The 26,273-nt window shown below is 61.6% G+C and carries 29 protein-coding genes; 10 read left to right on the top strand and 19 right to left on the bottom strand.

Going from position 1 to position 26,273, the window contains the following annotated elements:
• Nucleotides 1–8: 8 nt before the first annotated feature.
• The 9 genes from bamC to AB4Y36_RS10800 all read right to left on the bottom strand — a co-directional run bounded on the left by bamC (nt 9) and on the right by AB4Y36_RS10800 (nt 8,452).
• On the bottom strand, nt 9–1,148 hold the full coding sequence (bamC, locus tag AB4Y36_RS10840; protein ID WP_069265548.1) for an outer membrane protein assembly factor BamC: 1,140 nt from the start codon (nt 1,146–1,148) through the stop codon (nt 9–11).
• 136 nt (nt 1,149–1,284) lie between these two features.
• Nucleotides 1,285–2,190, bottom strand: coding sequence for a 4-hydroxy-tetrahydrodipicolinate synthase (gene dapA / locus AB4Y36_RS10835; protein ID WP_342945878.1), 906 nt, complete (start codon nt 2,188–2,190; stop codon nt 1,285–1,287).
• A 44-nt stretch (nt 2,191–2,234) separates the two neighbouring features.
• Entirely contained in the window at nt 2,235–2,858 is a 624-nt protein-coding gene (locus AB4Y36_RS10830) for a class I SAM-dependent methyltransferase (RefSeq protein ID WP_368683075.1), read from the bottom strand.
• Nucleotides 2,859–2,875: 17 nt separating this feature from the next.
• Nucleotides 2,876–4,078, bottom strand: coding sequence for a tryptophan--tRNA ligase (locus AB4Y36_RS10825; RefSeq protein ID WP_069265546.1), 1,203 nt, complete (start codon nt 4,076–4,078; stop codon nt 2,876–2,878).
• A gap of 4 nt (nt 4,079–4,082) precedes the next feature.
• Entirely contained in the window at nt 4,083–4,748 is a 666-nt protein-coding gene (locus tag AB4Y36_RS10820) for a site-2 protease family protein (RefSeq protein ID WP_069265545.1), read from the bottom strand.
• 71 nt (nt 4,749–4,819) lie between these two features.
• The gene (locus tag AB4Y36_RS10815) at nt 4,820–5,458 is read right to left on the bottom strand and encodes an L-threonylcarbamoyladenylate synthase (RefSeq protein WP_254315176.1); all 639 of its coding nucleotides are present in this window, start codon (nt 5,456–5,458) and stop codon (nt 4,820–4,822) included.
• Nucleotides 5,459–5,636: 178 nt separating this feature from the next.
• Nucleotides 5,637–6,467, bottom strand: a complete 831-nt coding sequence (locus AB4Y36_RS10810; RefSeq protein WP_342945880.1) for a 3',5'-nucleoside bisphosphate phosphatase — start codon at nt 6,465–6,467, stop codon at nt 5,637–5,639.
• Nucleotides 6,468–6,570: 103 nt separating this feature from the next.
• Complete coding sequence (locus AB4Y36_RS10805) at nt 6,571–7,470, bottom strand: alpha/beta fold hydrolase (RefSeq protein WP_368682969.1); 900 nt, start codon at nt 7,468–7,470, stop codon at nt 6,571–6,573.
• A gap of 61 nt (nt 7,471–7,531) precedes the next feature.
• Complete coding sequence (locus tag AB4Y36_RS10800) at nt 7,532–8,452, bottom strand: ferritin-like domain-containing protein (protein WP_368682968.1); 921 nt, start codon at nt 8,450–8,452, stop codon at nt 7,532–7,534.
• Nucleotides 8,453–8,640: 188 nt separating this feature from the next.
• On the opposite strand from AB4Y36_RS10800, the gene AB4Y36_RS10795 reads away from it, so the two are divergent.
• The 3 genes from AB4Y36_RS10795 (at nt 8,641) to AB4Y36_RS10785 (ending at nt 10,749) form a co-directional block, all read left to right on the top strand.
• Nucleotides 8,641–9,165, top strand: coding sequence for a gamma carbonic anhydrase family protein (locus tag AB4Y36_RS10795; RefSeq protein WP_069265541.1), 525 nt, complete (start codon nt 8,641–8,643; stop codon nt 9,163–9,165).
• Between the two features lie 66 nt (nt 9,166–9,231).
• Entirely contained in the window at nt 9,232–10,194 is a 963-nt protein-coding gene (gene hslO / locus AB4Y36_RS10790; protein ID WP_069265731.1) for an Hsp33 family molecular chaperone HslO, read from the top strand.
• A gap of 195 nt (nt 10,195–10,389) precedes the next feature.
• Nucleotides 10,390–10,749: a hypothetical protein gene (locus AB4Y36_RS10785; RefSeq protein ID WP_368683074.1), complete on the top strand. Its 360-nt coding sequence runs from the start codon at nt 10,390–10,392 to the stop codon at nt 10,747–10,749.
• A gap of 96 nt (nt 10,750–10,845) precedes the next feature.
• On the opposite strand, the gene ftsB is transcribed toward AB4Y36_RS10785, so the two are convergent.
• The 7 genes from ftsB to AB4Y36_RS10750 all read right to left on the bottom strand — a co-directional run bounded on the left by ftsB (nt 10,846) and on the right by AB4Y36_RS10750 (nt 17,287).
• Entirely contained in the window at nt 10,846–11,268 is a 423-nt protein-coding gene (ftsB, locus tag AB4Y36_RS10780) for a cell division protein FtsB (protein WP_069265540.1), read from the bottom strand.
• A 101-nt stretch (nt 11,269–11,369) separates the two neighbouring features.
• A complete protein-coding gene (eno, locus tag AB4Y36_RS10775; RefSeq protein WP_028216897.1) occupies nt 11,370–12,653 on the bottom strand; it encodes a phosphopyruvate hydratase in 1,284 nt (427 codons plus the stop codon).
• 279 nt (nt 12,654–12,932) lie between these two features.
• On the bottom strand, nt 12,933–13,787 hold the full coding sequence (gene kdsA / locus AB4Y36_RS10770) for a 3-deoxy-8-phosphooctulonate synthase (protein WP_368682967.1): 855 nt from the start codon (nt 13,785–13,787) through the stop codon (nt 12,933–12,935).
• A complete protein-coding gene (locus tag AB4Y36_RS10765; RefSeq protein ID WP_069265538.1) occupies nt 13,784–15,445 on the bottom strand; it encodes a CTP synthase in 1,662 nt (553 codons plus the stop codon). The genes kdsA and AB4Y36_RS10765 overlap by 4 nt, the downstream gene beginning before the upstream one ends.
• A gap of 139 nt (nt 15,446–15,584) precedes the next feature.
• A complete protein-coding gene (locus AB4Y36_RS10760) occupies nt 15,585–16,388 on the bottom strand; it encodes an alpha/beta fold hydrolase (RefSeq protein WP_069265537.1) in 804 nt (267 codons plus the stop codon).
• A 71-nt stretch (nt 16,389–16,459) separates the two neighbouring features.
• Entirely contained in the window at nt 16,460–16,582 is a 123-nt protein-coding gene (locus AB4Y36_RS10755) for a hypothetical protein (protein ID WP_368682966.1), read from the bottom strand.
• Between the two features lie 354 nt (nt 16,583–16,936).
• Nucleotides 16,937–17,287, bottom strand: coding sequence for a helix-turn-helix domain-containing protein (locus tag AB4Y36_RS10750; protein ID WP_368682965.1), 351 nt, complete (start codon nt 17,285–17,287; stop codon nt 16,937–16,939).
• Between the two features lie 252 nt (nt 17,288–17,539).
• On the opposite strand from AB4Y36_RS10750, the gene gspG reads away from it, so the two are divergent.
• Together gspG and AB4Y36_RS10740 are read left to right on the top strand one after the other, a co-directional pair.
• Entirely contained in the window at nt 17,540–18,166 is a 627-nt protein-coding gene (gspG, locus tag AB4Y36_RS10745; protein ID WP_368682964.1) for a type II secretion system major pseudopilin GspG, read from the top strand.
• A 5-nt stretch (nt 18,167–18,171) separates the two neighbouring features.
• Nucleotides 18,172–18,891 (top strand): lysozyme inhibitor LprI family protein, encoded by a 720-nt coding sequence (locus tag AB4Y36_RS10740; protein WP_368682963.1) that lies wholly within the window; start codon nt 18,172–18,174, stop codon nt 18,889–18,891.
• 438 nt (nt 18,892–19,329) lie between these two features.
• Here the strand turns inward: AB4Y36_RS10740 and AB4Y36_RS10735 are convergent, their stop codons facing one another.
• A complete protein-coding gene (locus tag AB4Y36_RS10735) occupies nt 19,330–19,794 on the bottom strand; it encodes a hypothetical protein (RefSeq protein WP_368682962.1) in 465 nt (154 codons plus the stop codon).
• Nucleotides 19,795–20,123: 329 nt separating this feature from the next.
• Between AB4Y36_RS10735 and AB4Y36_RS10730 the strand changes: the two genes are divergently transcribed.
• Genes AB4Y36_RS10730 through AB4Y36_RS10720 form a run of 3 tightly spaced genes read left to right on the top strand, consistent with a single transcriptional unit; the run spans nt 20,124 to nt 21,693 of the window.
• Nucleotides 20,124–21,164 (top strand): hypothetical protein, encoded by a 1,041-nt coding sequence (locus AB4Y36_RS10730; protein ID WP_368682961.1) that lies wholly within the window; start codon nt 20,124–20,126, stop codon nt 21,162–21,164.
• Entirely contained in the window at nt 21,161–21,361 is a 201-nt protein-coding gene (locus tag AB4Y36_RS10725; RefSeq protein WP_368682960.1) for a hypothetical protein, read from the top strand. The genes AB4Y36_RS10730 and AB4Y36_RS10725 overlap by 4 nt, the downstream gene beginning before the upstream one ends.
• The gene (locus tag AB4Y36_RS10720; protein WP_368682959.1) at nt 21,358–21,693 is read left to right on the top strand and encodes a hypothetical protein; all 336 of its coding nucleotides are present in this window, start codon (nt 21,358–21,360) and stop codon (nt 21,691–21,693) included. Before AB4Y36_RS10725 ends, AB4Y36_RS10720 begins: the two co-directional genes overlap by 4 nt.
• A 339-nt stretch (nt 21,694–22,032) precedes the next feature.
• Here AB4Y36_RS10720 and AB4Y36_RS10715 read toward each other — a convergent pair whose 3' ends face one another.
• Nucleotides 22,033–22,698, bottom strand: coding sequence for a DUF3226 domain-containing protein (locus AB4Y36_RS10715; protein WP_368682958.1), 666 nt, complete (start codon nt 22,696–22,698; stop codon nt 22,033–22,035).
• The gene (locus tag AB4Y36_RS10710; protein ID WP_368682957.1) at nt 22,683–23,762 is read right to left on the bottom strand and encodes an ATP/GTP-binding protein; all 1,080 of its coding nucleotides are present in this window, start codon (nt 23,760–23,762) and stop codon (nt 22,683–22,685) included. The genes AB4Y36_RS10715 and AB4Y36_RS10710 overlap by 16 nt, the downstream gene beginning before the upstream one ends.
• 248 nt (nt 23,763–24,010) lie before the next feature.
• Between AB4Y36_RS10710 and AB4Y36_RS10705 the strand changes: the two genes are divergently transcribed.
• Entirely contained in the window at nt 24,011–24,613 is a 603-nt protein-coding gene (locus tag AB4Y36_RS10705; protein WP_368682956.1) for a recombinase family protein, read from the top strand.
• 572 nt (nt 24,614–25,185) lie between these two features.
• Nucleotides 25,186–26,247 carry a tyrosine-type recombinase/integrase gene (locus AB4Y36_RS10700; RefSeq protein ID WP_368682955.1) on the top strand — a complete coding sequence of 354 codons (1,062 nt, stop codon included), beginning with the start codon at nt 25,186–25,188 and terminating at the stop codon, nt 26,245–26,247.
• Nucleotides 26,248–26,273 lie beyond the last annotated feature (26 nt).

Genomic DNA, 26,273 nt, shown 5'->3' with positions numbered 1-26,273 from the left:
AGCGCACGTCAGTTCAGCTGCGCGTGGAGCGCGGAGACGATACGCTGGGCGTCCGACGAGGTGTCGATACGGCCGGTCTGATCGACCACGGCGACCTGGGTCGAATTACCCGACGAGCGTACGGCCACGCGGTATTCCGGCCCCTGATCCTTCGTGGCCTTCTTCGGGTTGTAGAAAAGCTTGCCGAGCAGGCCGTCGCCCTTGAGCTCCTGCATCGAATCGGCGTAGCGCACGTAGTAGAGGCCCTTCTCGCGGTCGCGATTGTCGACTGTAAAGTTCGTGCGGTCGAGCGCGAGGCCCACGCGCAGCCATGCGGTGTCGAACGCTTCGGGCAGATCGAGCGTCGTGCCGTCAGGACCGGCGGCGATCTTGACGCCAGCCGTCGACGGGCGCGCGTCGGTCAGCAGTTGCTTGGACTGCGCGTCGGTCAGGCCGAACTTCTGCATGATCTTGGCGAGGAAAGCGGCTTCGAGCGCCGGGTCGCGCGGACGCTCGACCCACTTCGACCCCGTCTTGTCCTGCCCAGTCAGCACTTCTTCCATGGCGTTATGCGTGACGGAAATATCGGTTTGACCGTCCGGGCCACGCGAAACCAGCACGCGGAAGCGGTCGCGCGTGCCCGACGAGTACGCGAAGTCGATCACGCGGCCGATCGTACGGCGGAACCAGTCGTCCGGAATGTTGGCGCGGTTCTCGGCCCAGTCGGTCGTCATGATGCCCGTGGACGGCGAATCGGTCGTCAGCGTGAAACCATTTTCCGTCCAGAATTCCTGCAGCTGCGGCCAGACGTCGTCAGGCGAGCGGCCGTCCACCACGAGCCAGCGGCGGTCGCCGTCGCGCTCCACGTGCATACCGAACGGGTCCTGCGCATCCGGCACGCCGAGCGTGGCGTTGCCGGCCGGCATGACCGTGCGCTGAGCTGAGCCGCCCAGCGTGATCGTGGGCGGCGGCGCGACGTACTTCTGGTCGTTTGGCGCCGACGACAGATCCTGCGGCACATTCAGCGGCGGCGCGGTCGGCGTGTCCTTGTAGTTGACGCGATCGGACGCGAACATGTCGTTCAGCGACTCGCAGCCTGCGAGCGAGCCGAGGGCAAGCGCCAGCACCGCCATGCGGGTTGCGTGGAGGGAAAAAGCGGAACGTTTCATGTGGGCCTTCGTGATACGGGAACGCTAAGCCTTGCTCTGCGAGACGGTGGGTCCGAGGTCGGTCCGAGGTCTTTCAGTGATTGGGCGGCTGGGCCGTGGCGGCGTCGGTTGATAAATCGGCGGCTGGCTGACCGGATCAGCCAGCCAGACCGGCTTCGCGCAGCGCGGCACGCACCACGTCGTGGTAGCGCGCGTCGAGCGGCGTGAGCGGCAGTCGGATGCCGCCTTCGATGCGGCCGAGTTCCTGCAGCGCCCACTTCACCGGAATCGGATTCGATTCGATGAACAGGTTCTTGTGAAGCGACAACAACTTCATATGGATCTCACGCGCCGTTTTCGCGTCGCCGGCGAGCGCAGCCTTGCACAGGTCGCTCATCTGGCGCGGCGCAACGTTCGCGGTCACCGAAATATTGCCGTGGCCGCCAAGCAGCATCAGCGCGATCGCCGTGGGATCGTCGCCGCTGAAGATCTTGAAGCCTTTCGGCGCATGCTTGATGAGGTGCGCGGCGCGGTCGATGTTACCCGTCGCTTCCTTCACCGCGATGATGCCCGGCACTTCGGCCAGACGCAGGATGGTTTCGCTCGCCATGTCCGCGACCGTACGGCCCGGCACGTTGTAGAGAATGACCGGCAGGTCCACGTCCTCCGCGATTTTCGCGAAGTGGCGGTACATGCCTTCCTGGGTCGGCTTGTTGTAATAGGGCACGACCTGGAGCGACGCCTGTGCGCCCACTTCCTTCGCGTGCTTCGTGAGTTCGACGGCCTCGGCGGTGGAATTGCCGCCGGCGCCCGCGATGATCGGCATACGGCCGGCAGCGTGCTCGACCGCCGTCTTGATCATCAGGATGTGTTCTTCGACGTCCAGCGTGGCGGACTCCCCGCTCGTACCGACGACGACGAGGGCATCCGTCCCCTCTTCCACGTGCCAGTCGATCAATTTGCGGAATGCCGGCAGGTCGAGACTGCCATCCTCGTGCATGGGGGTGACGATCGCGGGAATGCTGCCTTGCAGCGTAATGCCGTCCTGAGTGCCGTTAGCCATGAAACGCCAGAAAAATGAGTCGGTTAAACCGCGATTGTAGCGGATTAGCCGGTCAGATCGTAACGCGTTACGGGTAGGCCCTGGTTCTCAGGTAAATTACCAGCGCTTTCGGGGGACACTGAGGTCGTTTTTTCCCGTACCGCGCAGATGCGCTGAACATACGCTTCACGCGGCTGCGAAAGAAATCCGTCCTGATAGGCGACTACCCGCAGCGCAGGCGTACAGACGGCCAATAACTCGCCGGGAGCGAGCAGGAAAGCGGGGTTCGATGGCTTTCCCACCGTCTCGTTGCCCTGAGCGAAGGTTTCGTAGATCAGGATGCCGCCCGGCGCCAGTGCCTCGATGAGACGGGGCATGAGCGGGCGATGCAGGTAGTTCGTGACGACCACGGCGGCAAAGCGGGCGTCCGGCGCGAGCGGCCATGGCGCGCCTTCGAGGTCGCACTCTAGCGTCGCGACGCCGGCTACGTCCTGCAACGTGGCAAGCGCGGCGGCGTCGCGATCGAGCGCCGTCACCGGGTGGCCCTGACCAGCCAGCCAGCGCGTGTGCCGCCCGGCGCCGGAGGCGACGTCGAGCACCGTGCCACCGGGCGCGATGAGATGCGCCCAGCGGCGCACCCAGCGCGAGGGCTCGGAGAGCCCGTGGGCCGGCGCATCGGCGGCAGGCATCGACGTCATCGGCTCGATCAGCTGTACGAGAGGCCCATGGCCTCACGCACGTCGCGCATCGTCTCGTTGGCAAACTTGCGCGCCTTGTCGCAGCCGTCCGCGACGATTGCACGCAGCAGCGACGGATCGTCCATGTACTTCTGCGCGCGCTCGAGCATGGGCTGCTGCTCGCGCAGGATGCCCTCGATCACGGGCTGCTTGCACTCCAGACAACCGATGCCGGCCGAACGGCAGCCCTTCTGCACCCAGTCGTGCGTCTGCTCGTCCGTGTAGACCTGGTGGAGCTGCCACACCGGGCACTTGTCCGGATCGCCCGGATCGGTGCGGCGCACGCGCGCGGGGTCGGTCGGCATGGTGCGGACCTTCTTCGTGATCGACTCGGCGTCTTCGCGCAGGCCAATGGTGTTGCCGTACGACTTCGACATCTTCTGGCCGTCGAGACCCGGCATGCGCGAGGCTTCCGTGAGCAGCACCTGCGGCTCCGGCAGGATGATCTTGCGCGAGCCTTCGAGGTAGCCAAAAAGACGCTCGCGATCGCTCATCGAGAGGCTTTGCGACTCCGAGAGCATCGCGCGGGCCTGTTCGAGCGCCTCTTCATTGCCTTCCTGCTGATAGGCGTTGCGCAGTTCGTGGTAGAGCTTCGAGCGCTTGCCGCCCAGCTTCTTCGCCGCATCGTTGGCCTTCTCTTCGAAGCCCGGTTCGCGGCCGTACATGTAGTTGAAGCGGCGCGCCATTTCGCGCGCCATCTCGACGTGCGGCACCTGGTCCTCGCCCACCGGCACGAGCGACGCGCGGTACAGCAGGATGTCGGCCGCCATCAGCACCGGGTAGCCGAGGAAGCCATAAGTACCGAGGTCTTTGTCGCGCAGCTTCTCGATCTGTTCCTTGTAGGTCGGCACGCGTTCGAGCCACGACAGCGGCGTGCTCATGCCGAGCAGCAGCGAGAGCTCGGCGTGCTCGGGCACACGGCTCTGGATGAAAAGCGTGGCCTGGTTCGGGTCGATGCCCGAAGCGAGCCAGTCGATCAGCACGTCCCAGACGTTCTTCTCGATGACATCCGGCGTTTCGTAGTGCGTGGTGAGCGCATGCCAGTCGACCACGCAGAAGAAGCACGGATACTCGGACTGCAGGCGCACCCAGTTTTTCAGCACGCCGTGATAGTGGCCGAGGTGCAGCGACCCGGTGGGCCGCATGCCGGAGAAGATACGGTCTGGGAACATGATGTTATGAAAAGAGCGACACAAGAGGGGTAAGGATGGCTGTGACCGCGTCGTAACCTAGACTTACGAGCGGGCGCAGCCAGAATCGCGTGAAGATGCCACTCACGAGCAACCCCATCACGATGATGAAACCATAGGGCTCGATACGGGCGAGCGCAATGCTCGCGCGAGTGGGCAGGAGTGCCCCGAGCACGCGGCCGCCGTCGAGCGGCGGCAGCGGAAAGAGGTTCAGCACGCCGAGCACGAGATTCACGCCCACGCCGGCGGCGGCCATGCGCGTGAAGAACGGCTCGTTCACGCCGAGCACCGCGAGTCCCACGCCGAACACGCCCCATACGATGGCCTGCACGAAGTTGCACAGCGGCCCGGCCGCCGCGACCCACAGCGTGCCCCAGCGCGGATTGCGCAGATTGCTGAACGCGATCGGGACCGGCTTCGCGTAACCGAATACGAACGCGCCGTTGGTCAGGAAATAGAGCACGAGCGGCATCGCGATCGTACCGATCGGATCGATGTGGCGCATCGGGTTGAACGAAACGCGGCCGAGCACATACGCGGTGTTGTCGCCGAGCATGCGCGCGACGTAACCGTGCGCGGCCTCGTGCAGCGTGATCGCGAAGATCACGGGCAAGGCGTAGACGACGATCGTCTGAATCAGATTGGCTTCCATGGCGGGCTATTGTATCAATGCGTCAATGCGCTCAGGCCACGGTCATGCCGCGTTCATCCGCGCCTGTCTCATCACGCCTCTTCTTCTTCGATGCCGAACGGCGCCAGCGAACCCCGCCCCGGCCGCACGAGCACAGGCTCCTCGCCAGTGAGATCGATCACGGTGGACGGCTCGCACGGGCACGCCCCGCCGTCGATCACGAGATCGAGCTGTTTCTCGAGACGCTCCCGAATCTCCTCGGGGTCGTTGAGCGGTTCGGTGTCGGGCGGCAGGATCAGCGTGGTGGCAAGCAGCGGCTCGCCCAGTTCTTCGAGGATCGCGAGCGGAATCGGATGACCGGGCACGCGCAGGCCGATCGTCTTGCGCGACGGATGCGAAAGGCGCCGGGGCACTTCCTTCGTCGCCACCAGCACGAACACATACGGCCCCGGCGTCACCGACTTGATGAGCCGGTATTGGCGGTTGTCGACCATGGCGAAATTCGCGAGTTCGGACAGGTCCCGCACCATCAGCGAGAGCAGCGCCTTTTCGTCGAGCCCGCGGATGCGGCGCAGGCGCTCGGCGGCGTGCTTGTCGTCGATGCGGGCGGCGAGCGCGTAGCTCGAATCGGTCGGCAATGCGATCACACCGCCGTCACGGATGATCTCCACCGCCTGCTTGACGAGACGCGGCTGCGGGTTTTCCGGGTGAAGCCGAAAGAACTGGGACATGGCAGTAATCAGCTGACGAATGCAATGAAAACAGCAGGCGATGAAAACAGCGGGACGGTGCGCGAAAACGGCGGACGACTGCACGTAGTACCACAAAGCGACGACAAGGCGGGATTGACCGGCGCGAAACGCCTTGCAGCAAATGGGCGGAGTCAGTGGGCCGCGCGCCGTGCGCGGCCTACAGCCATCGCTCCCAGACAGGCTTGAGACCGGAAGGCAAAGGCGGCAGCGTGCCCGGCTTGATCGCGTCGGGCCCGGGCGCATGGAAGTCCGAGCCGCGCGACGCCTCGAAGCCAAAGCGCCTCGCAACGGCCGCGTACTCGGCGTACTGGTCGGGCGTATGGCTGCCGGTAACGACTTCGATGGCCTTGCCGCCCAGATCGATGAATTCGCCGAAGAGCGTGTCGAATTCGAGTTGCGTGTAAGCGTAGCGGCCCGGATGCGCGATGATCGCCTCGCCGCCCGCCGCCTTGATCCACGCTACGGCGTCGGCGAGCCTGGCCCAGCGGTGCGCGATGTAACCGGGCTTGCCTTCGCCAAGCCAGCGCGAAAACGCGTCCTGGGTGTTCTGCGCACGGCCGCTTTCGACGAGAAATCGCGCGAAGTGAGTCCGCGAGACCAGGTCTGGATTCGAGACGTACTGGAACGCGCCTTCGTACGCGTCGGGAATGCCGAGTTCGCCGAGCCGCTCGCCAATGGCTTCGGCGCGTGCCGCGCGGCCGTCACGCGTGCGCGCGAGGCCGTCGACGAGCGCAGCGCACTCCGGATCCACATGCAAGCCGACGACGTGCACCGTGCGCGACGCCCAGGTGACCGAAATCTCGACGCCGCTCAAATAGCGCATACCGAGCGCCTCGGCCGCTTCGCGCGCTTCGCGCTGGCCGCCGAGCACGTCGTGATCGGTGAGCGCCCACAAGCCCACGCCACCCGCTTTCGCCAGCTGCGCGACGGCGGCTGGGGCCAGTTGCCCGTCGGAGACAGTGGAGTGACAGTGGAGATCGGCGTTCATTGGATGCGGGAAAAGGATGAACGTCCATTTTACTGCAACGCGGTGAAGTCGTCGGGCGGCGCCTCGCGCCTGGCGGGCCGCCCGAATAAGCGCGCGATGTGCTTTACGCTCCCGCGCAGAACGCCTCGATCAGGCGCGCGACCTCTTCCGGCTGGTCGTGATGCACCATGTGCCCCGCCCCGTCGACGATACGCTCGCGCCAGTCGGGAAATGCCTCGAAGCGCTTCTTGAATTCGCCGATGGGCACCGCCCCCGCGAGCCGCACAAGCGTTTCGGAACTGGCCGCTTCGATGTGCAGCACCCTTGCGCTCACCTGCGACCAGATCGCCATCACCTCGTCGAGCTGGTACAGCAGCGGACCGCGCATCTTGTGCGCCGGATCGCCGAGCAGCACATAATCGCCCTCGCCGTCCGGCTTCGACCAGTGTTCCGCGAGAAAGCGCGCTCGCGGTGCGATCAGACGCGGATTGGTCTTCACGAGCCGCGCGGCCACCTCGTCGAGCGACGCGTACGTGCGCAGTTGCGGCGGCGTGCGCACTTCGTCGAGCCACTCGCGCATGCGGCCCGGCGCCTGTCTCGGTGACGGCGCCGGCATGCCGAAGCCCTCCAGGTCGACCACGCGGCGCACACGCTCGGGCCGCACGCCCGCATAGAGGCACACGATGTTCGCGCCGAGACTGTGTCCGACGAGATCCACCTTGCCTTCGGGCGCGTAGTGGGCAAGCAGCGCGTCGAGATCGGCGAGGTAGTCGGGGAACCAGTAGTGACTGCCCTGTCCTTGCGCAACGGGCCAGTCGGAGAGGCCGAAGCCGCGCAGGTCGGGAGCGATGACCTGCCAGTCACCGCCGCGTTCATCGAGCGCATCGACGACGAACTGGAACGACGCCGCCACGTCCATCCAGCCGTGCAGCATGAACAGCACGGGCGCGCTCTCGGCGCCCCAGCGGCGCACGTGCAGCCGGATGCCATTGACGTTGACGAATTCGGACCGGGATTGATTCATCTGCGTTGCCGCAAAAAAGAATGGTCGTTCGATTATATAGCCGCCGGGTGTTCGCGGTACGTCATTCGCTCGAGTGACGCCCCGCTGACTGCTTCGAGGCGGACTGTGCCGCGGCGTCCTGGGCCGCCAGCGTGTCCAGTTCGGCGTCGTCGAAACCCGCCGAGCGGCGCGCCTCGAAGTTGAACGGACCGCGCATGCGCGGCGCGTGGTAGTGCTCCGCGAGCGCGAGCCATGCCGCGTGCGGGTCGAGCGCGCGTGCCTCGCAAAGGTGGCGGAACCAATGGTTGCCGATGCGCACGTGTCCCACTTCGTCGCGCAGGATGATGTCGAGGATCGCGGCCGATTCGTCGTCGCCAGCCTGCTTCAGGCGCGCGCGGATGGGCGGCGAGGCGTCGAGCCCGCGCGCCTCCAGCACACGCGGCACGAGCGCCATGCGCGCGAGCACGTCGGCGCTGGTGCGCTCGCACATCTCCCACAGGCCGTTGTGCGCGGGGAAGTCGCCGTATGCGTGGCCATAGTCGGCGAGCCGCGCACGCAGCAGCGAGAAGTGATACGCCTCTTCCGCCGCGACCCTGAGCCAGTCGGCGTAGAACGCGTCGGGCATGGCGGGGAAGCGCCAGACCGCGTCGAGCGCGAGATTGATCGCGTTGAATTCGATGTGGGCCAGCGCGTGCAGCAGCACGACGCGGCCCTGTGGCGTGCTCATGCTGCGGCGCTGCAGTTCGCGCGGTTCGACGAGCGGCGGCTCGGCCGGGCGGCCAGGCAAGCCGTCCGGCGTCGGGATGACGCGCTGCGGCTCCCAGCGAGGCGCAGCGGCCTGCGCCTGACTCTGCGCGTGCAGTGCGCGCACCGCATCGGCCTTGGCGACCGGGACGCATTCGCGCAGCGCGGCGAGCGCGGCGAGGCGCCAGCAATCGGGCTCGGCATCGGTTGGTCTTGAGAGATCAGCACTTGCGCTGACGGCGGAAAAAGCGGAATTCATCGGCAGAAGAAACAGGGACCGAAAAGCGGAAATACAAGGCTCGGGCGCGGGCGCCCGAAAAGCGCCCCGAGCGGACCGCGCACGCAACCGTTTACAATACGCGATTCACCTGCCTGGCGTCGTCCGCACCCGTTGCGCGTCGCCCGCAGACCGGCAGCAGCCCCGAAAGACATAGGAGACTCAACACCGTGGCCATCTACAAGCTTGGCGAAGCTGCACCGACCATTCACGAAAGCGTGTTCGTCGCGGACAACGCGACCGTCATCGGCAAGGTCGAACTGGCCGAAGACGCGAGCGTCTGGTTCGGCGCGACGCTGCGCGGCGACAACGAGCCGATCACCGTCGGCGCGCGCAGCAACGTTCAGGAAGGCGCGGTGCTCCACACGGACCCCGGCTACCCGCTCACGCTCGAAGCGAACGTGACCGTGGGCCATCAGGCCATGCTGCACGGCTGTACCGTGAAGGAAGGCGCACTGATCGGCATTCAGGCCGTGGTCTTGAATGGCGCGGTGATCGGCCGCAACTGTCTGGTTGGCGCGGGTGCGGTGGTCACCGAAGGCAAGGTGTTCCCCGACAACTCGCTGATTCTCGGCGCGCCGGCCAAAGTCGTGCGTGAGCTGACCGAGGCCGACATTGCCGGCCTCAAGCGCAACGCGGATGTCTACGCGCAGCGCCGCGAATATTTCAAGGCGCAGCTCGTGCGCATCGGCTGAGAGCGACACGCTCTTGCCGTGTGCGGCGCGGGCCGCGCCGCCCCGATTGAAACGAAGGAAAAGATTGTGAACGACCAGTTGCAAAAATTCATGTTCAGCGCCGCGCCGGTACGCGGCGAGATCGTCTCGCTGAACAACACGTGGCAGGAAGTGCTCAAGCGCCGCCAGTATCCGACGCCCGTGCGCACCGTGCTCGGCGAGATGATGGCAGCGTGCGCGCTGCTCTCGGCGAATCTCAAGTTCGACGGCACGCTGATCATGCAGATCTTCGGCGACGGCCCCGTGAAGATGCTGGTCGTACAGTGCGGCTCGGATCTGACGATGCGCGCGACCGCGCGCCTCGGCGAAGACTTCACGGGCGAAAATGCCCTGCCGCTCGGCGAAGAACTCACGTTCGCCGACCTCGTGAATCCGGACGGCCAGGGCCGCTGCGTGATCACGCTCGACCCCGCGAAAAAGCAGCCGGGCCAGCAGCCCTACCAGGGCATCGTGCCGCTGAATGGCGAAGACGGCCCGCTCAAGTCGATTGCCGCCGTGCTCGAGCATTACATGCATCACTCGGAACAGCTCGACTCGCGCCTTTGGCTCGCCGCCAACGACGACCGTGCAGTCGGCATGCTGCTCCAGAAGCTGCCGGGCGACGGCGGGATCGTGCCGCACCAGGGCGAGCACGACCTCGATACGTGGGAGCGCGTCTGCACGCTCGGCGGCACGCTCACGCGCGACGAAATGCTCAAGGAAGACGGCGAGACATTGTTCCGCCGCCTCTTCTGGCAGGAGAACGTGCGTCACTTCGAGCCGCTGGCGCCGCGCTTCCAGTGTTCGTGCTCGCGCGAGAAAGTGGGCGCGATGCTCAAGATGCTGGGCCGCGAGGAAGTCGACGGCGTGATCGAGGAACGCGGTCATGTCGAGATTCATTGCGACTACTGCAATCAGCGCTATGAGTTCGACCCTGTGGATGTCGCGCAACTTTTTGCCGTGACCGGCCTCTCAGAAAGCGTGAGCCCCGCTGCGGAGCGTCGTCACTGAGGCAAGCGTGAGCAAACCGCGGCGCAACGCGTGTTGCGTCGCCGCCCTGCGTAGCGGCACATGACAGGCGCGGGGACCGGATCGAAATGCGGACCTGCCCTCATCTCAAGTTACTTAGGCGTCCGACAGATGGAGAGAAGCATGATCAAGAACAAACGCTTCGTACGTCCCATCGTATCTCCGTTACGCGAGCGCATGCCGCGCGTGAGCGCGTTGTTCTTACTCACGACGCTCGGCGCGGCCGTTGCGTCGACGAGCGGCTGCATGATGGACCCGCCGGGCCCGTCGCCGATCTACAGCCGGCTGCCCCCGGCGCAGTCGGGCCTCCCGGCCGCCGCGCCCGTGCTCACGCCCGACGAGAAAGCGCGCTACGACGCGATCGACCGTCAGGCGCTCGCCGAACAGGACAACGCCATGGCCGCGGAAGCTGCCGCACAAGCCTGGTCGCGCGCGTATGCGCCGCCGGTCACCGTCTACGGCAGCTATTACGGCGGCGGTTGGGGGCACGGCTGGGGTACGGGGATTGGCTACGGCTATCCGGGCTGGGGCTGGTAATCGCGGGCTTCGCGACGTCAACGCTCAGAACGAAAAAAGGCGCGGCTCAATGCCGCGCCTTTTGCTTGTCTTATCTGCTCATCGCAAGCGAACCGCTCAACCCGCCTTCTTCGCTTCCTTCCCATGCCCGTGCTTCTTCTCGGGCACACGCGAAACGGGGTTCGGCACCACCCTCACCGGCGCCGCCGACATCTCGCCGCGCGTCGAGGTGTTCGACGAACCGCTCGGCGTAACCGGCGGCGACTGGTTCGGCGAGACGAACTGCACGAACACCTCGCTGTCCTTCACCATGCCCATCTCATAGCGAGCACGCTCCTCGACGGCAGCCGTGCCGTTCTGCAGATCCTGCACTTCGCCCGCAATGCGTTCGTTGCGCAGTTTCTCGTCGTCGTTCTGCTTTTGCTGCTGCGCGAGTTGCTGCTGCAGTTCGTGGACACGCAGCCAACCACCATGGCCCCACCAGAGCGGATACTGGATCAGCACGAGCAGGATGATCAGAACGACAGTGACAAGCCGCATGAAAGGTGCCGGATAAATACACGCCGCCCTGCGCTATACGCAGGGCGGCGGAGAGAGATGACGAAGGGTGACAGCAAGGCTGCTGCCGGCGCTGGGTCCGCTCAGCGGAGGTTATAGAACGCCGACTTGCCCGGGTAGCTGGCGATATCACCGAGATCTTCCTCGATGCGCAGCAGCTGGTTGTACTTCGAGATGCGGTCGCTGCGCGAGAGCGAACCGGTCTTGATCTGACCCGCGTTCAGGCCCACGGCGATGTCGGCGATCGTCGAGTCTTCGGTTTCGCCCGAGCGGTGCGAGATCACGGCCGTGTAACCCGCGCGCTTGGCCATTTCGATTGCCGCGAAGGTTTCCGTCAGCGTGCCGATCTGGTTGATCTTGATGAGGATCGAGTTGGCGATGCCCTTCTCGATGCCTTCCTTCAGGATGCGCGTGTTGGTCACGAACAGGTCGTCGCCCACGAGTTGGACCTTCTTGCCGAGCTTGTCGGTCAGGAGCTTCCAGCCGGCCCAGTCGGACTCGTGCATGCCGTCTTCGATCGAGACGATCGGGAACTTGTCGGCGAGCGTCGCGAGGTAGTCGGCGAATTCGGCCGACGACAGTTGCAGGCCTTCGCCCGCGAGCTGGTACTTGCCGTCGTGGTAGAACTCGCTCGCTGCGCAGTCGAGCGCGAGCAGGACGTCTTCACCGGCGCGGTAGCCGGCCTTCTCGATGGCTTGCAGGATGGTCGAAAGGCACTCGTCGTTGCTGCCGAAGTTCGGTGCGAAGCCGCCTTCGTCGCCCACTGCCGTGCTCATGCCGCGATCCGAGAGGATCTTCTTGAGCGCGTGGAACACTTCCGCGCCGCAACGCAGCGCTTCGCGGAAGGTCGGCTGGCTCACCGGCACGATCATGAATTCCTGGATGTCGAGGCTGTTGTTCGCGTGCGCGCCGCCGTTGACGATGTTCATCATCGGGACCGGCAGTTGCATTGCGCCCGAGCCGCCGAAGTAGCGGTACAGCGGCAGGCCGGCTTCCTCAGCGGCGGCCTTCGCGACGGCCATCGACACGGCCAGCATGGCGTTCGCGCCGAGGCGCGACTTGTTGTCGGTGCCGTCGAGCTCGAGCAGGGTCTTGTCGAGGAAGGCTTGTTCCGACGCGTCGAGGCCCATGATCGCCTCGGAGATTTCGGTGTTGATGTGCTCGACGGCCTTCAGCACGCCCTTGCCGTTGTAGCGGCCGGCTTCGCCGTCGCGCAGTTCGATCGCTTCGCGCGAGCCCGTGGATGCGCCCGACGGCACTGCCGCGCGGCCCATCGTGCCCGATTCGAGCAGCACGTCGCATTCGACGGTGGGATTGCCGCGCGAATCCAGAATCTCGCGACCGATGATATCTACGATTGCACTCATGGTTTCCTCAGGAAATGACAGTAATTCTTGCGCGAGCTGCGCCGCCTGCCGCATCGCCCCGCGAGGCACAGTTTCTATGCTCGTTCGGGGGCACACCGTCACATGGGACAGGCTGCGCGCTCGCCAGGTTCAACTTGCCGCAGCGCAACGCTCACGTTCCCGTGACCGATGCGCTGCCACGCTGCCTTGTACATCGAGCGCGGTGCGGTGCGCCGCGCTGCTCCTCCATCGCGCCGCTCATGCAATCGAAGCGGCGCGCCGTACTACGTAATTTCCAGCTCAGCTGAAGTCGTTCTCGAGGAACGGCGTGCGCTTGACCGCCTGGTCGAGCGTCACGAGGGTTTCGAGCAGGTCGGCCATGCGGTTCAGCGGCACGGCGTTCGGGCCGTCGGACTTCGCCTGCGCGGGGTTCGGGTGCGTCTCCATGAAGAGACCCGCCACGCCCGTGGCCACGGCCGCGCGAGCGAGCACCGGCACGAATTCGCGCTGCCCACCCGAGCTCGTGCCCTGCCCGCCCGGCAGCTGCACCGAGTGGGTCACGTCCATCACGACCGGCGCACCCGTCTCGCGCATGATAGCGAGCGAGCGCATGTCCGAGACGAGGTTGTTGTAACCGAACGAAACACCGCGTTCGCAGGCGAAGAAGCGGTCTTCGGAAAGACCCGCCTCACGCGCGGCTTCGCGAGCCTTGTCGATCACGTTCTTCATGTCGTGCGGCGCGAGGAACTGGCCTTTCTTGATGTTCACAGGCTTGCCCGAGCGCGCACACGCGTGGATGAAGTCGGTCTGGCGGCACAGGAACGCGGGCGTTTGCAGCACGTCCACGACCGAAGCCACGGGTCCGATCTCTTCTTCGGTGTGCACATCGGTCAGCACCGGCAAGCCGAGCTGACGCTTCACTCCGGAAAGGATGCGCAGGCCCTCGTCCATCCCGAGGCCGCGAAACGACTTGCCGCTCGAACGATTGGCCTTGTCGTAAGACGACTTGTAGATGAACGGAATGCCGAGCTTCGACGTGATTTCCTTCAGGCGCCCTGCCGTGTCGATCGTCATCTGTTCGGACTCGACGACACAGGTGCCTGCGATCAGGAAGAACGGCTTGTCGAGGCCTACCTCGAAACCGCACAGATTCATGCTTTCTCCTCGGCGCGCGCCTCGTGGTGCGCGACTGCCGCTTCGACATACGCCTTGAAGAGCGGATGGCCGTCACGCGGCGTGGACGTGAATTCCGGGTGGAACTGGACGCCGACGAACCACGGGTGCATGTCGCGCGGCAGTTCCATCATTTCCGGCAGGTCTTCAGTCGGCGTACGGGCGCTGATGATAAGGCCGCCGGCTTCGAGCTTGGGCACGTAGCCGTTATTGACTTCATAACGGTGACGGTGACGCTCGTTCACGTCCTTGCCGTAGATTTCTGCCGCGAGCGTGCCGGGCTTGATCGGGCAACGCTGCGAACCGAGGCGCATCGTGCCGCCGAGGTCCGAGTCTTCGGTGCGCTTCTCGACCTTGCCTTCGCGGTCGGCCCATTCGGTGATGAGCGCGACGACGCGGTCGGGCGTGTCCGGATCGAATTCCGTGCTGTTCGCGTGCTTCAGGCCCACCACGTCGCGCGCGAATTCGATGACGGCGAGCTGCATGCCGAGGCAGATGCCGAGGTACGGCACCTTCGCTTCGCGGGCGTACTGGATGGCCTTGATCTTGCCTTCGGTGCCGCGACGGCCGAAGCCGCCCGGCACGAGGATCGCGTCGAGATGCTTGAGGCTCTCGACACCTTCTTCGTCGATCTGCTCGGAGTCGATGTACTCGATGTTCACCTTCGCCGAGGTCTTGATCGACGCGTGGCGCAGCGCTTCGATGAGCGACTTGTACGACTCGGTCAGGTCGACGTACTTGCCGACCATGCCGATCGTGACTTCGTGCTTCGGATGCTCGAGCTTTTCGACCATTTCCGCCCAGATCGACAGATCGGCGGGCTTGGCGGAGAGCTTCAGTTCGTCGCAGACGATCGAGTCGAGGCCCTGGTCGTGCAGCATCTGCGGGATCTTGTAGATGCTGTCGGCGTCCCACACCGAGATCACGGCGTCTTCGGGTACGTTCGAGAACATCGAGATCTTCGAGCGCTCGTCGTCCGGAATGCGGCGGTCGGCGCGGCACAGCAGCACGTTCGGATAGATACCGATTTCGCGCAGCTTCTGCACGCTGTGCTGCGTGGGCTTGGTCTTGAGCTCACCCGCCGTGGCGATGAACGGCACCAGCGTGAGGTGCACGAAGCACGCGCTGTTGCGGCCAAGGCGCAGGCTCATCTGACGTGCGGCCTCGAGAAACGGCAGCGATTCGATGTCGCCCACCGTGCCGCCCACTTCGACGATCGCGACATCCGGCTCGCCGCACGTCGCCGATGCGGCGCCGCGTTCGATGAATGCCTGGATTTCGTTCGTGATGTGCGGAATGACCTGCACGGTCTTGCCCAGATAGTCGCCGCGGCGTTCCTTGCGGATCACCGATTCGTAGATCTGGCCCGTGGTGAAGTTGTTGGCCTTGCGCATCTTCGTGGTGATGAAGCGCTCATAGTGGCCAAGGTCGAGGTCGGTTTCCGCTCCGTCTTCCGTCACGAACACTTCGCCGTGCTGAAACGGGCTCATCGTGCCGGGGTCGACGTTGATGTAGGGATCGAGCTTGAGGAGGGTGACTTTCAGACCGCGCGATTCGAGGATCGCGGCGAGGGAGGCGGCGGCAATACCCTTGCCAAGGGAGGAAACTACGCCGCCGGTGACGAAAACATATTTGGTCATCGCTGGATGCTCGCGGGAAAAACGGATTATACCTGAAAGCAAGGGCTAACCCTGAATTTTGAGCGAGCGGAAACGATGCGCGACACGTAGCCCCACGCCCTACCGTGCCCCGCAAGCAACCGCGCCGAAAACCGGCCGCTCAGGCTCCGTTTTCCATGGCGTAAAGCATGCGCTGTACCGCGCGCGCGGTCTCGATCGGACGCTCCATCGGATACAGATGACTGCCCTCGATCCACTCGAAGCGCTCGCCGGCGATGCGCCGTGTTGCCGCAAGCCCGACCTGGCGCACTTCACGCGACTGCGTGCCCGCGACGAAGCTCACCGGCACGGGCGAGCCGTGCACGAGCCTCGGGCCTAAGGTGTGCGGCAGCGTGCGGTAAATCATGTACTCGGTCTGGCGGTCAAAGGCGAGCGTGCGACCGCCGTCGACCGAGGTCTGAGGAATGCCGAAGTCGACATAGTCGGAAAGCACGCGCTCGTCCCAGCGCGCGAATGCCGCCTTCGAATGGAAATGCCGCCAGGCCTCGTCGCGGCTCGCCCAGTTCGTGCGGCGCGTGCGCGTGGCGACGGCAGGCGACAGGCGCTCGTCGAGCCCGGTCCACTGCGAGACCCGCAACATGCTGCTGCGCCAGCCCGCGATCACCGGCGAATCGAGCATCACGACCCCCTTGACCCATTGCGGCTTTTTCAGCGCGGCCATCAGCGAGAGATAGCCGCCGAGCGAATGGCCGACGAGCCACACGGGCTCCTCGTAGGTGCGGCCGATGTCGTCGAGCAGTTGCTCGACGAGATGCGGCCAGTCGCGGGTGACGGGAAAGCGCGCGTCGTGCCCGATGCGCTCGATGTAGCGCAACTCATAGTTGTCGCCCAGTTCGGCGAAGAACGTGCGGTACGTCGAGGCCGGAAAGCCGTTCGCGTGCGAGAAATGGATGACGTTTTTCAAAGGCGGCGTGTCTCTCTATTTTGTTGATCTCTTTCGTCATTCGCGCTTTCGTTCACCCTGCTATCGGCGCGTCAGTCCTGCGTCGGCGGGTCCATCCAGTAGCGCCGCTGCGTGTCGCGAAAGCGCTCGACGGCAAGTGCGCCGGGCCGCGCCTCGACGCGCGCGGCGCCGTCCGCGTCGCTGCGCGCGAGCACGATGTCGCGGGCCGCGTAGCGCGCGTAGACGCCCGGATGCGGGTGATGAAAGCGGTTCAGATAGCCTACCCTACGGTTGCTTTAGGGATCTATCATAAGTCATTGATTTTTAACAAATAGTTTCGCGCCGGTCAAACTCGAAACTGTGACAGTTGCTAGGTTTTTAGAGGCATTTCGACCCTCGTACTATACGTAAGGTCACACCCTGGTCACAGGAGGACGCACTCTAAGATCGTGTCCGAGCACGCAACAGTGCAGCTTGCGTCGTGTATCAATTGAGCGATAGATGCCGCATGCCGCAGCCCCCGCGTTGCCGGAGTCCGCCCAACCTTGCGTTGGGCTACCGGCTCACCATTAGGTGAAAGACTCTGGATCGCCCCTCGTTTTCTTGATCTCTTTCCCTAACCTCTGCGCCAACTTTTCGACAACCCCAACAATTAGTTGCCGGTCGGAAACCGACAACCTTGTCAGCAACTGTTGCAGATACTCGGCCTGGTCGGTGGGTCGCCGCGAACCTTCGATCAGGAAGGACTCAACACCACACCCGAACATCTCTGCCATCTCATATAACTTGGAGATACCGGGACTCACCAAACCCCGTTCGATACGCGAAAACGCCTCGTTCCCGATACCCAAACGTTCCGCCACCTGTTCCTGGGTGTAATCGGCGGCACGACGCTTCTTCGCGATTGTGCGTCCGATCATTCGGTTAATCGACTCTTCCTGCCGTGTAGCCACTGGCCCTCTACGCGTCTAATTGAACAACGCAAATAGTCGGGCAACAACTGTTTTCACGTAACACACACAACAGTTGATAGTCAACCAAATTATTGGCTAATATCGACCATATAAATTGATACTCACCTATAAAGTTTGACTCCAAAAAGCCGTCAAAGAGTGCGTATCCGCGCCTTCAGGGAATCCATAGGCGCACGCCTGAACACAAATGGAGCCAAAATGAATACCAACCGCATCGTCGGCGCACTCGCGTTACTGCCGCTTGCCGTGGCGCTTACGGCCTGCAAACCCGCAACCAAAGTTGCCGACCTGGATCACGTCTACACGGTGGACGAGTTCAGCCAGGATATCGGGCTGCGACAAAAGGCGCTGGCGGCCTGTAGCGCCAACCCCGGCGAACTGCGCACCGATCCGAATTGCGTGAACGCGATCGCATCGCACGTCGGTGCCGCCGCCCAAGAAGATCAGTCGTACGCAATCAAGCGGCTCGCCGCTGCGCAAGACATTGCCGTCATCGCGACCGCCGTGAAGCTTTACAAGCTCGACAACGGCGCGTATCCGACCCAGGCGCAGGGCTTACAAGCACTCATCGAGAAGCCGACCACCGAGCCAATTCCCAATAACTGGAAGGACGGCGGTTACCTGACGCACCTCCCCAATGATCCGTGGGGCCGACCCTACCAGATTATGAATCCGGGCAATCACGGCTATGACCTCGACGTGTACAGCTTCGGGCCTGGGTCCGACACGTACCACCCGCTCATCGAGGGTTCGTGGCAAGACGACGTGCGCGCGCTCGAAAAAACGTACGTTGAGAAAGGCTCGTTCAACACGGCCGACCAATGATTCCGATGAAAAATACTATTGCGTTTCTTTGCATTGCCGCTGCATTTCCGTTTACCGCAACCAATGCGCACGCGCAGCCTGCCACCCCGACGTTCCCGACGAGCTTCGATTGTTCCAAGGCAAAGTCGGATTCAGAGCACCTTATCTGCGAAAACTCAGACCTCGCGGCAAAGGACGTCCGGCTTGCTGGCTTGATCAAGAAGGCAAGGACTGTTGCAGCAGACCAGGCAGCCTTCAAGGAATGGGCGCGTAATGCGTTGAAAGATCGCCAGAAGTGCCACGATGCCAAGTGCGTTTCGGATTGGTACGACAATCAGCTTGCGGAGTATGAGGACGAGCTTTCGTCGAATAAGCCCGCCTCGAAGCTGAGCGAGTCGGATGACACTCAAACGCGGCCAGACGGTGCGCAGGCGATGCCGCCCGCATGCGCGCAGATCATTCGCGCGATGGAGGTATGCACTGCCGATGTCTCAAACTGGCTCGATACACATGATCCCGAGCAGGCAGCCAAAGCCCGTAAGAGTGGCACGGCGGCTGTTGAGAAACTGAAAGCAGACATGCAACGAGGCGTAAAGAGTAACGGGGAAATGGTAACCGCCCAACGTTGCGCATCTCAGGATGTAAGGCACAACATCGTCGGCAACTTGGGCGGCTCACTCACTCCAATATTGTTTGCCCGTGGCGACGTTCACAACTGCACGAACGCCTTGGCAACACTCCAATAACCCGAAGCCCGCGCGCATGGATCAGCGGCACTCCAAGGCGCTCACGCGCGGGTTACATTAGCTCTGTCCGGCCACTACCCCTGTGCGCTAACACGTTGATCCACAACGGGAAAGGCAACCCGAAAATTCGCCCACCAACCGTCCGACACCCCCATCTGTTGCCGACAATCTGGCAACCATCCGCAGACCTGTTTGTCAGCCGTCCCCCCATATCCCGCAACGCAACGCATCACTGCCCGCGCCTCGTGCGCGCGTTCGGCTCTTCCCCGAGTGCACGAAGCCGTTTCCGAAGTCGCGAGTTATCCGCGAGAAGTACCGCGACGGCGATTATCGTCAGCACAGGAAAAGCCCACTGTCCGGCGTAATGGAAGGCCGCCCATGCCGCGATGAGCATGGCCGCAGCGCAAATGAGCAACGCCAGTTTGTCCGCGACCCAACTCATGCGACCGCCTTTGCCGCTGCGGCCTTGCGCATGCGGTACGCATAGCTGGGGCGAAACGCCGAGTTCTGGATGAGCACTTCGGGGTGACGAGAAATGAAGCTGTACATGGACGGCGGAACATGCACCCCGTTGCGCATCGCCCATTGCTGCACGGACGGAATGGCGGAAGTCGTGCTCGTGCACACCATCGCCGCATCTGCGGCAACGATCAGGCTACCGATCACCGCGCCGCAATAAGCGGCGGCGAGTATCGCACCCACGGCCCCGAGCGCTTCCAACCCCGTTGTTGCGCCGATCAACTCTGCGACCGTCGCATTCGGCCCGAGTGTTTTTAATGCGCTCAGCATCGTTGCGAGATTGCCCGTCGCTGCCTGAACGCTGCTGAACAGGCTCGTGGGCGCGGGTAAGCCCAGCGCCGCCATATTGGCTTCGAACGCTTTGGAGAAACTGCCGCAAGCCATTTGCCAACTCCGATTTGTAGGACCGGTGCATTTTAGCAACCGTCATCAAGAAACGATTTGGGCGCGTGCGGCCTGATATCCGCCCCACACGCCGCTCGCGATACCTCGCCTATACCGTTGCCACAGCAACGACCGCAAGCCGCCATAAGGGCGTAAAACACGTTTCAAATTAGACCACGAAATCTAGACCTCAGGACCTCAAAGAATTCGAGACAGGTCTGCATTTCCATACCCCAAAAAAATCCTCACTCCCATCCATAGAAATCTGAGGCGGCTCCGTAAATAGCCGTCGAGGAAATTCCCTCGGATACAAGATGAGGTAAGAAGAGATGGAAGTATGTTTTAAACCCGTGCTCGACCACTTGACTGTGTTGTTGCCAGTCGCTGCGCGCACGAACCCGCGCGACCATGACCACCTGATAGCGCCGTTGCTCGCCAATGCAGAAACGCTGAGAACGGGCGCACTGGAAAAGACAGTAGGCGGAAGGCGTGGCTACATGCACGCGTACCTTCTGGACGTAGGCAACCCCGACCACCGCCCGATCATTCGGATTGGTTCGCCGCGCCCCGCCGAGTGTCACGGCGCGCTCTCATTCAGCCTGACCCCGTCCAAGTACTCGCTTACCGAGCTTGAGCGGTTCCACAGCATTTTGGAGCGTGTCATTGGCGATGGCCAACAATGCGCCGCCCTGCTCCGTCGCGCGATGCTTCAATCGGTGCACTCCGCGATAGATATCCCTGGCCTTGAACTCGAAAAGCTCGTGGTGGAGAGCAAGTACGCCCGGAAGTTCGAGACATTTTCGGTCGCGGGCGGTATGGATATTCCTGGACGCGTCACGGGCATGTACTTCAATGCGCTCGGATCGGATGCCCGAACATGCATTTATTCGAAAGACCTTGAGCAGCGTTATCGGCTGGTTGAGGCGATGAAGGGCGCGAAGACCGAGCGGGAGGAGAGCCGCATTATCTGCATGATGCAGGACGCTCTGAACGGCAAGCCGGTGACGCGCATTGAATGCCGCTGGCACAAGCTTCCTGCGACACCGCTGCATCTAGCGCACGAAATCCCCAACCGCTTCGCATATCTGGATTTTCGCTACATCGACGCCCAAAAGGCAAAGCCGCTGTCGCCCTTCGAGGCAAAGGCATTCATCAAGATCGCTCGTGACGACGGCATTGAAAAAGCGCTTGCCGATATGAATGACGAATCGGTGACGCTCTACCGGCGCGCAAAGCGGCTATGGGACGCATCCGGAATCAAGCTATACGACCCCGATCAGGCATTCAATCAAACCATCGACGCATTGAAGGCGCTGCCCTTCTTCCCTGCCGAAGCATTCGAAAAACCCAATCTGGGAGTCACCAAATGAATATCACCCAATCTGTGAACGAAGCGATCAAAACAAAAGCGAACAAGAACGATTCTCAACTCAACGTTCTTATTTCGAAAGGCGAGCTATCGGCGTTCAAGGCATACGCAAAAGCCAACGGTTCGGACGCGTCAAAAATGACGCGCGCGTTTATTCAAGCCGTTCTGAAGCACGCAAAGCGGGAGATCACAGCATGAGTTACGCCACGCTGGACAATATCTTGCTCGACCAAGACACCCTTGAGGCATTCGAAGCGCTGGCGCGGTCGCGCTGTGTATCGCCGCAGGTACTGGCCCGCCAAGTCATCACAGACGCGGTGAACCCGCGATCACCGAAGCCAGACCTAGACGAGTTCGTACCGCGCCACCGTGCGACGCGCACCCGTTCGGGCGAGCGCCCCACGCGCCGCAGTCGCTGGACGCTTGACGATCACGACGACGAACATGACCCGTTGCCGATGCCCCCCGATCCCGACGAAGAGCCTGCATCGACCCGGCTACTCCGTTGGGTTCGATCAATGCCCCTGTAACGGCCTGCAGAGCCCATCGCCCAACCCGGCAATCCCAGGCCGTCAGCGAGTCCGCCGGAGGCCTGCATTCATGCCGGATGGTGCTTCCTCGGTTAGCGGAAGCGCCTCAACGCCCGATTCGATACTTTCCGCCGCCAGAAATATGCATTCGATCCCCCCCGAAGTGGCGAAAAATCGCTTTGTCTGACGTTCGACACGCGCAAAGGCACGAGCATTACCAAAAACCCCTCAAAACCCCCGCCCCTTTCCTACTGGCGGGGCTTTCGGGTTTTCGGCCATATCCGCAAATCTTTCCAAAATATTTCAAATCCTTTGATTTCTTTTGGGTATAGCCGGGCCTCATAAGTCGGCTATATATCCACGCAGTGCCGCGAAGCTCTCATGAGTGAGGTCAAAGTATCCCTTTTCTGCCCCCATGCCCATTCGGGGAAGCGCTTCAATCATTGTTGCTAAAAATGCCTGCATCCGCGCCTTCTCGGGGCTGCGGGGCCTTCGCCACCCGCTAGGCCCTGCGGCGCGTTGTTCGCCTTCTTGTTCTGCGGGCAAGATTTCACTACATCGCTCGACAAACCGTGCGGCTTCCTGTGCGACCTCTTCGTGCTCGAACGATTGCCAAACGAGCGTTTCCAGCATTCCAGGAACGTCATTTCCTGGCACGATGAAAACACTGGCCGTGAGCCCGTCCTTTGCTGCCCTTTCACCGACTTGTCGAGGTACGGGGTAACCGTGGGTTGCCAGGCTTGACTTGACGCTATCGAATGCCCCTTGCGCGTTTTCGTCTGCGTCTCGGATGACACCAATTGACGTCACTGCTTCGAAGCCGGGCGCGAGGCGCACCGCTCCTAGCGCGCCATGCATCTTAGTTTTGCCTTTTGCGTCCCACAATTGAACGTCCGTTATGTTCATGACTTGGAATAATGCGCCCATGAACGCTATCTCGTCTTGCCCCTCGACCAATAACAGCTTGGGCTTTTTTATTTCCATCATCATCAGCGGATTTCCCATTCACTCTCAAGCGCAAACTCAAGTGCGTCGCTTGGGTATACCTTGGCCATTACATCGTCTTGCTTGTTTCGCTCAAGTCTAAGATACGTGAATAAGTCCGCCTTCTTTTCTTTGAACGCGAGAAAAGCTGATTTAATGAATTCGTAGCTATGCGTAGTCGCAATTATTTGCGCTTTATTCTTATACGCGATATCACTAATTGCCGAGACCACCGACGTCAGCGCGGAATGGTGAATTCCGATTTCCAGCTCATCAATCAATACGGTTCCGTTCGGGACCGTGGCAACGGCCAATGCGATGTTAATAACGATGCCGACACCGGCTCCAAGAAACGCCAGCGGTACCCATTTATCCAGATTCTCTACCTGAACCATAATGTATGGTACGCCGTTCATGGCTGCACCAACAGCGAAATTTTTGATGCGCGGATTAATTAGTCTTGCAGCGTCAACAATTTGCTGCACATTGTTTTCTGATACAAGTCGGCTTAGTCTGGCGGCTGCCCCAATGTCAATCACGCGGGACGAACTTAAATAAATAGCCTGACGAGATTCGGATTGTTGAACCTGCCCTGATAGGGTAATACCACCAATGCCAAGTGACGAATACGTATCTTGGAGTGTTTGACTCCCCTGTTTTGCAATAACGCCTATCGCAGCTTGTCCGGTAGGCTGAGTTTGCAACGTAGGCTTTTCGGGGTGGTCAATGGAGAACGGTTGGAAATTTTGCTGAAACCGATGGTTCTTCACCAAACGATACCGCACGTCGCGCGCAACGTTGCTCTGGTCAACCGTAGTGATAATGATCGGCGCTTCTGTGTCCATGTTGTAGAACGCCGGAGCCCATATCGATTCTGGCGTGGCATCCAACGAACCCACGTTGCGCCATCCAAGATGCGAGATGAGCGCAGAAGCGTTCTGCCGGTCGAAGAACAGATAGATGGCTTCTAGAAAAGTCGATTTGCCGACGTCATTGCGGCCACCAACCAATGTAAACGGGGATAGCCGCTCAACATTGAGTTTCTTTATGCCTTTGTAGTGTTCAATAGTTACGCTGCGTAGCACGTGCGATTCCCCCGATCTCCTATTTGCACAAATCATACAGCTACCGGCTTCGCAGTCGCTAACCGCAACGCATAAAGTGACGTGCAGACCACTGGCGTCAGCGCGGTCAGGCCATCCAAGCAGGTTCGATTTGGGTATACCGCGTTGACACCAGTGGGAGGCGTCACGTTTTGGTGTCTTTAGGGTTGACAGTATTTCGACACCGCTCAATAATTCGACACCGCCACTCAATTGACACCCCTCCACCCATGAGCCAAAGTTTCTTTTACGGACGAATTAGCACGACGGACGGCCAAACGATCGTTACGCAGACCAACGAAGCCGCTGCCCTGAACATCGACCCGGCCAACGTGTTCGTTGACGAAGGTGTGAGCGGGTATCACGTCGCGCCGCTCGACCGTGCGCAATGGTCCGCCCTTGAACGCTGCCTTCGATCCGGTGACGTGCTGGTGGTGCGCTGGCTCGACCGTATCAGCCGCCGCTACGACGAACTTCACGCGACCATGCGCCGCCTCATGGACAAAGGCGTACTAGTTCGTTGCACGCTCAACGGCATGACGTTCGATGGTCGCGCAACGGACGCAATCGCCAAGGCCACCAGAGACGCCGTGTTGGCCTTCATGGCTGCACAAGGCGAAGCCGACTACCTCAACCGGCGCGAAATGCAGGCCAAGGGCATCGAGCACGCCAAGACCGAAGGCAAGTACAGGGGCCGAACAAAGTCGATCAACGATGCCGAGCTTGCCCGAGCCGTGGAAAACGGTTCGACCTGGACGCAAGTAATGGCCGAATACGGCGTGAGCAAGTCCGCTGTCGCCCGCGCCGTTCGCGCCGCCAGACAAGTCGCCTGACCTGTTATTTCAACGGGGGTGTGAAACGCGATACCCCCACCCAGGGTGTTTTTCTTAACATCCCTGGCTCGCGGCGCGATATGGGAACCCGCAGAAATCGGCCGTCCGCTCGCACGTCAGGCGCACGCAGTTAGTGCGCACACAACAGCCCCGCCATTCGAATCGGATCGGCGGGGCTTTTTGTTTGTTGGCGAAATACAACGAATAGTCTTAATTACTCGAAGGTCTGAAAACGTTAAATCATTGATATTAAAGCAAGTACATAATATTAGACTAAATATTATTTGAAATAATTTTCGACCATCAATAATCTTCGCACCATTCCATTCATCACGATTAAGAATGATGCAAATAAACAAAACCGACGCCGGTGAGCACGACGCCACGCCCAGAAAAGCGCTTAGCTTGAGGGAAGCCGCCGCCCTGCTTGGCGTTTCATACGCAACCATCTATGCCCACAAGGTCGATCTGGGATTCTTCCAGGTCGGCAAACAATGGCGTATCTGGCCCGACAAACTCAAAAATATCACCTATAATTCAGACCGACCGGCGCGGGCTGAAAGGATGGAAAAATGGCCCTCTACAAGCGCGACGATAGTGACGTCTGGTGGATTGATTTCCGCGCGCCAGGCGGCAAACGAGTTAGGCAAACGACTGGCACAACCGACAAGGAGAAAGCCCAGGAATATCACGACACAGTAAAGGCCGAATCGTGGCGCGTTAAAAAAATGGGCGAAAAAGTAAAGCGCACATTTGATGAAGCAGCGCTGCGAATGCTTGACGAATCAACGCACCTTAGTTCGTGCGCGAACATCGAAATACATATTCGGCACTGGACAAAGATTTTTAGCGGGCGATTGCTTGATTCGATTACTCGCGATGAAGTCTTAGACGGTTTGCCCAAATTCAGCCAACGAACCAAGAGCACTACGCCGCTAGGCATCAAGACAAAGAACGCATATCTGGGCACTATGCGCCACTTGTTTAACCTGGCGCTGGAATGGGAATGGATCAAATCCGCGCCCATTCTGAAAGAAACGAGGCTGGCGAACAAGCGCGTTAGGTGGATCACGCGCGAGGAAGCGCAGCGGTTGCTAGCAGCGATCAGCACGGAATGGCTCCGCGACGTTGCGGCGCTGGGTTTCGCTACCGGGTTGCGTCGCGCTAACCTGCTGGGCCTGGAATGGTCGCAAGTCGATTTGGTGAAGCGGCAAGCCTGGATACACCCTGACCAGGCAAAGGCGCGTAAAGCTATCGGCGTGCCGCTGTCGAATGATGCCGTTACGATCATTCGGCGCTGGATCGGAAAGCACCCTACGCACGTCTTTTGTTTGCGCGGGCGTCCGGTTCCGACCATCGCTAGTAAGCAGTGGAATACGCAGGTACGGCGCGCAGGTCTGGAAAATTTCCGCTTCCACGACGTGCGCCACACCTGGGCAAGTTGGCACGTTCAGGCAGGAACGCCCCTGACGGTTCTTATGTCGCTGGGTGGTTGGACGAAGTATGAGCACGTTCTACGGTATGCGCACCTGGATACCAGGGCACTCGCAGAGCACGCGAACGCGGTAAGTATGTGGGCAGAACCGGAACGCTTAGGACACGATTTGGACACGGTGGCGGATTTAGCAGCCTGAAACCCCCGCCAGGTAAGGGTTTGAGG

Origin of the sequence: Paraburkholderia sp. BR10936, from assembly GCF_040965735.1 — a bacterium.
In the GTDB taxonomy this organism is placed as follows: domain Bacteria; phylum Pseudomonadota; class Gammaproteobacteria; order Burkholderiales; family Burkholderiaceae; genus Paraburkholderia; species Paraburkholderia nodosa_A.
Note: the sequence above shows the minus strand (reverse complement) of the source record. Positions and strands in the feature narration are given on the sequence as shown.

What these genes read in the sequence shown, in the direction of transcription:
- bamC (WP_069265548.1), bottom strand. Translation starts at nt 1,148, where the DNA reads ATGAAACGTTCCGCTTTTTCCCTCCACGCAACCCGCATGGCGGTGCTG.
- dapA (WP_342945878.1), bottom strand. Translation starts at nt 2,190, where the DNA reads ATGGCTAACGGCACTCAGGACGGCATTACGCTGCAAGGCAGCATTCCC.
- AB4Y36_RS10830 (WP_368683075.1), bottom strand. Translation starts at nt 2,858, where the DNA reads ATGCCTGCCGCCGATGCGCCGGCCCACGGGCTCTCCGAGCCCTCGCGC.
- AB4Y36_RS10825 (WP_069265546.1), bottom strand. Translation starts at nt 4,078, where the DNA reads ATGTTCCCAGACCGTATCTTCTCCGGCATGCGGCCCACCGGGTCGCTG.
- AB4Y36_RS10820 (WP_069265545.1), bottom strand. Translation starts at nt 4,748, where the DNA reads ATGGAAGCCAATCTGATTCAGACGATCGTCGTCTACGCCTTGCCCGTG.
- AB4Y36_RS10815 (WP_254315176.1), bottom strand. Translation starts at nt 5,458, where the DNA reads ATGTCCCAGTTCTTTCGGCTTCACCCGGAAAACCCGCAGCCGCGTCTC.
- AB4Y36_RS10810 (WP_342945880.1), bottom strand. Translation starts at nt 6,467, where the DNA reads ATGAACGCCGATCTCCACTGTCACTCCACTGTCTCCGACGGGCAACTG.
- AB4Y36_RS10805 (WP_368682969.1), bottom strand. Translation starts at nt 7,470, where the DNA reads ATGAATCAATCCCGGTCCGAATTCGTCAACGTCAATGGCATCCGGCTG.
- AB4Y36_RS10800 (WP_368682968.1), bottom strand. Translation starts at nt 8,452, where the DNA reads ATGAATTCCGCTTTTTCCGCCGTCAGCGCAAGTGCTGATCTCTCAAGA.
- AB4Y36_RS10785 (WP_368683074.1), top strand. Translation starts at nt 10,390, where the DNA reads ATGCCGCGCGTGAGCGCGTTGTTCTTACTCACGACGCTCGGCGCGGCC.
- ftsB (WP_069265540.1), bottom strand. Translation starts at nt 11,268, where the DNA reads ATGCGGCTTGTCACTGTCGTTCTGATCATCCTGCTCGTGCTGATCCAG.
- eno (WP_028216897.1), bottom strand. Translation starts at nt 12,653, where the DNA reads ATGAGTGCAATCGTAGATATCATCGGTCGCGAGATTCTGGATTCGCGC.
- kdsA (WP_368682967.1), bottom strand. Translation starts at nt 13,787, where the DNA reads ATGAATCTGTGCGGTTTCGAGGTAGGCCTCGACAAGCCGTTCTTCCTG.
- AB4Y36_RS10765 (WP_069265538.1), bottom strand. Translation starts at nt 15,445, where the DNA reads ATGACCAAATATGTTTTCGTCACCGGCGGCGTAGTTTCCTCCCTTGGC.
- AB4Y36_RS10750 (WP_368682965.1), bottom strand. Translation starts at nt 17,287, where the DNA reads ATGATCGGACGCACAATCGCGAAGAAGCGTCGTGCCGCCGATTACACC.
- gspG (WP_368682964.1), top strand. Translation starts at nt 17,540, where the DNA reads ATGAATACCAACCGCATCGTCGGCGCACTCGCGTTACTGCCGCTTGCC.
- AB4Y36_RS10740 (WP_368682963.1), top strand. Translation starts at nt 18,172, where the DNA reads ATGAAAAATACTATTGCGTTTCTTTGCATTGCCGCTGCATTTCCGTTT.
- AB4Y36_RS10735 (WP_368682962.1), bottom strand. Translation starts at nt 19,794, where the DNA reads ATGGCTTGCGGCAGTTTCTCCAAAGCGTTCGAAGCCAATATGGCGGCG.
- AB4Y36_RS10730 (WP_368682961.1), top strand. Translation starts at nt 20,124, where the DNA reads ATGGAAGTATGTTTTAAACCCGTGCTCGACCACTTGACTGTGTTGTTG.
- AB4Y36_RS10725 (WP_368682960.1), top strand. Translation starts at nt 21,161, where the DNA reads ATGAATATCACCCAATCTGTGAACGAAGCGATCAAAACAAAAGCGAAC.
- AB4Y36_RS10720 (WP_368682959.1), top strand. Translation starts at nt 21,358, where the DNA reads ATGAGTTACGCCACGCTGGACAATATCTTGCTCGACCAAGACACCCTT.
- AB4Y36_RS10715 (WP_368682958.1), bottom strand. Translation starts at nt 22,698, where the DNA reads ATGGGAAATCCGCTGATGATGATGGAAATAAAAAAGCCCAAGCTGTTA.
- AB4Y36_RS10705 (WP_368682956.1), top strand. Translation starts at nt 24,011, where the DNA reads ATGAGCCAAAGTTTCTTTTACGGACGAATTAGCACGACGGACGGCCAA.
- AB4Y36_RS10700 (WP_368682955.1), top strand. Translation starts at nt 25,186, where the DNA reads ATGGCCCTCTACAAGCGCGACGATAGTGACGTCTGGTGGATTGATTTC.